This is a genomic window from Faecalibacterium prausnitzii (genome assembly GCF_003287405.1).
Taxonomy (GTDB): domain Bacteria; phylum Bacillota; class Clostridia; order Oscillospirales; family Ruminococcaceae; genus Faecalibacterium; species Faecalibacterium intestinale.
Genome location: NZ_PRLD01000043.1, coordinates 1 through 3,065 on the forward strand (window position 1 = coordinate 1; position 3,065 = coordinate 3,065).

Consider the following 3,065-nt stretch of genomic DNA (forward strand, 5'->3'; position numbering starts at 1 on the left):
TGAAGGACGTGCCTTCAAAACTGAATAATCACTGCTAACATTTTTTCGTTGACTTAAAAGTCTCAAGCGAATTGTGGTCAAGCCCTCGACCTATTAGTACACGCTTGCTGAATGGATCACTCCACTTACACATCGTGCCTATCAACCTTGTAGTCTTCAAGGGGTCTTACTTGTTTAAAACAATGGGATATCTTATCTTTGGGTCGGCTTCACGCTTAGATGCTTTCAGCGTTTATCCGATCCGTACATAGTTGCCCAGCTATGCCCTTGGCAGAACAACTGGTGCGCCAGAGGTACGTCCGCTCCGGTCCTCTCGTACTAGGAACAGCTCCCATCAAATATCCTGCGCCCACGACAGATAGGGACCGAACTGTCTCACGACGTTCTGAACCCAGCTCGCGTACCGCTTTAATTGGCGAACAGCCAAACCCTTGGGACCGAATACAGCCCCAGGATGCGATGAGCCGACATCGAGGTGCCAAACCTCCCCGTCGATGTGGACTCTTGGGGGAGATCAGCCTGTTATCCCCAGGGTAACTTTTATCCGTTGAGCGATGGCATTTCCACTCACATACCACCGGATCACTAACTCCAACTTTCGTTACTGCTCGACCCGTCAGTCTCGCAGTTAGGCTCGCTTCTGCGTTTGCACTCTTTTGCTTGATTTCCGTTCAAGCTGAGCGAACCTTTGAACGCCTCCGTTACTCTTTAGGAGGCGACCGCCCCAGTCAAACTGCCCACCTAACAATGTCCCCCGCCTTGATTCAAAGGCGCAGGTTAGAATTCCAATATCGCAAGGATGGTATCCCAACGGCCACTCCACAAATGCCAAAGCACTTGTTTCCCAGTGTCCCATCTATCCTGTGCATGCAACATCGAAACCCAATATTAGGCTACAGTAAAGCTCCATGGGGTCTTTCCGTCTTGTCGCGGGTAACCGGCATCTTCACCGGTACTACAATTTCGCCGGGCGGGCTGTCGAGACAGTGCCCAAATCATTACGCCTTTCATGCGGGTCAGAACTTACCTGACAAGGAATTTCGCTACCTTAGGACCGTTATAGTTACGGCCGCCGTTCACTGGGGCTTCGATTCAATGCTTGCACATCTCCTCTTAACCTTCCAGCACCGGGCAGGCGTCAGCTCGTATACGTCATCTTTCGATTTAGCACAAACCTGTGTTTTTGGTAAACAGTTGCTTGGGCCGATTCTCTGCGGCTCTATCTCTAGAGCACCCCTTCTCCCGAAGTTACGGGGTCAATTTGCCGAGTTCCTTAACAACCCTTCTCCCGTTGGCCTTAGAATCTTCTTCCTACCTACCTGTGTCGGTTTGCGGTACGGGCACCGCAGAAATACACACAGCTTTTCTCGCCATCTTCCATCCCGGACTTCGGTACTAATTTCCCTCGATCGCTACCGGAACCAACACCCGGCTCCGAGACTTCAAATGTGTCCCTGTGTTTAACTCTTTTGGTGGTGACGGAATCTCTACCGTCTGTGCATCGGCTACGCCGTTAGGCCTCACCTTAGCTCCCGACTAACCTGGAGCGGACGAACCTTCCTCCAGAAACCTGAGGCTTTCGGCCATGCAGATTCTCACTGCATTCGCGCTACTCATTCCGGCATTCTCACTTCTATACACTCCACAGCCGCTTGCGCTACTGTTTCACCGCGTATACAACGCTCCCCTACCCAATACATTGCTGTATTGCCTAAGCTTCGGTGTCAGGTTTAGCCCCGTTAAATTCTCCGCGCAAAGACGCTCGACCAGTGAGCTATTACGCACTCTTTGAATGTGTGGCTGCTTCTGAGCCAACATCCTGGTTGTCTACGTATCTTCACATCGTTTTCCACTTAACCTGACTTTGGGACCTTAGCTGTAGATCTGGGCTGTTTCCCTTTTGACAATGACATTTATCTGACACTGTCTGACTCCCAAGCATCAATACTCTGGCATTCTGAGTTTGATAAGCTTCGCTAACCTCTCGGCCGCTAGGCTATTCAGTGCTTTACCTCCAGGTATCTAACTTGAGGCTAGTCCTAAAACTATTTCGGGGAGAACCAGCTATCTCCGGGTTCGATTGGAATTTCTCCGCTACCCACAGTTCATCCGCCGCCTTTTCAACGGAGGTCGGTTCGGTCCTCCATGGAATTTTACTTCCACTTCAACCTGACCATGGGTAGGTCACCCGGTTTCGGGCCCATTGTATGCAACTTAACGCCCTTTTCAAACTCGCTTTCGCTTCGGCTCCAGACCTTAAGTCCTTAACCTTGCTGCATACAATCGCTCGCCGGACCGTTCTACAAAAAGTACCCTATCACACTTTGACGTGCTCTAGGTGCTTGTAGGCACAGGGTTTCAGGTTCTTTTTCACTCCCCTCCCGGGGTGCTTTTCACCTTTCCTTCACAGTACTATACGCTATCGGTCACTGGGTAGTATTTAGGGTTGGAGGGTGGTCCCCCCGTATTCCGACCAGGTTTCACGTGTCTGGCCGTACTCTGGATTCTGCGCAGCTCTCTCCGTTTTCACCTACGTGGTTCTCACACTCTCTGACCGGCCTTCCCATGCCGTTCGGTTAACAGATTGAGTCCTAAAAGCAGTCCGTACCCCGGAAGTATTTCTACTTCCGGTTTGCCCTCTTCCGCGTTCGCTCGCCACTACTTACGGAATCTCGTTTGATGTCTCTTCCTCGCCCTACTTAGATGTTTCAGTTCAGGCGGTTCCCTCGATATACCTATTTTTAAGTTCAGTATAACGTACCTGAGTATGAACCCAGGTGAGTTTCCTCATTCAGAAATCTCCGGATCAATGCTTATTTGCAGCTCCCCGAAGCTTATCGCAGCTTATCACGTCTTTCATCGGCTCCCAGTGCCAAGGCATTCGCCCTGCGCCCTTGTTCGCTTGACCTTTCAAACGTTCTTTTGGAACATTTGGTATCCTCTTGATTCTCTCTTGCCAACGAAGATTATTGTTACCCTTCCTTTTGAAATTGTAATATTTCTTAAAAAAGAACTTACTATAATCTTTGTTTCGCAGTTATTATTCAGTTTTCAAGGTACGTCTT

1 rRNA gene is annotated in these 3,065 nt (G+C 49.8%); it reads right to left on the bottom strand.

Annotated features, from left to right (window positions below):
- Window positions 1-73: 73 nt before the first annotated feature.
- Window positions 74-2,908 (bottom strand): 23S ribosomal RNA (locus C4N24_RS14860).
- Window positions 2,909-3,065 lie beyond the last annotated feature (157 nt).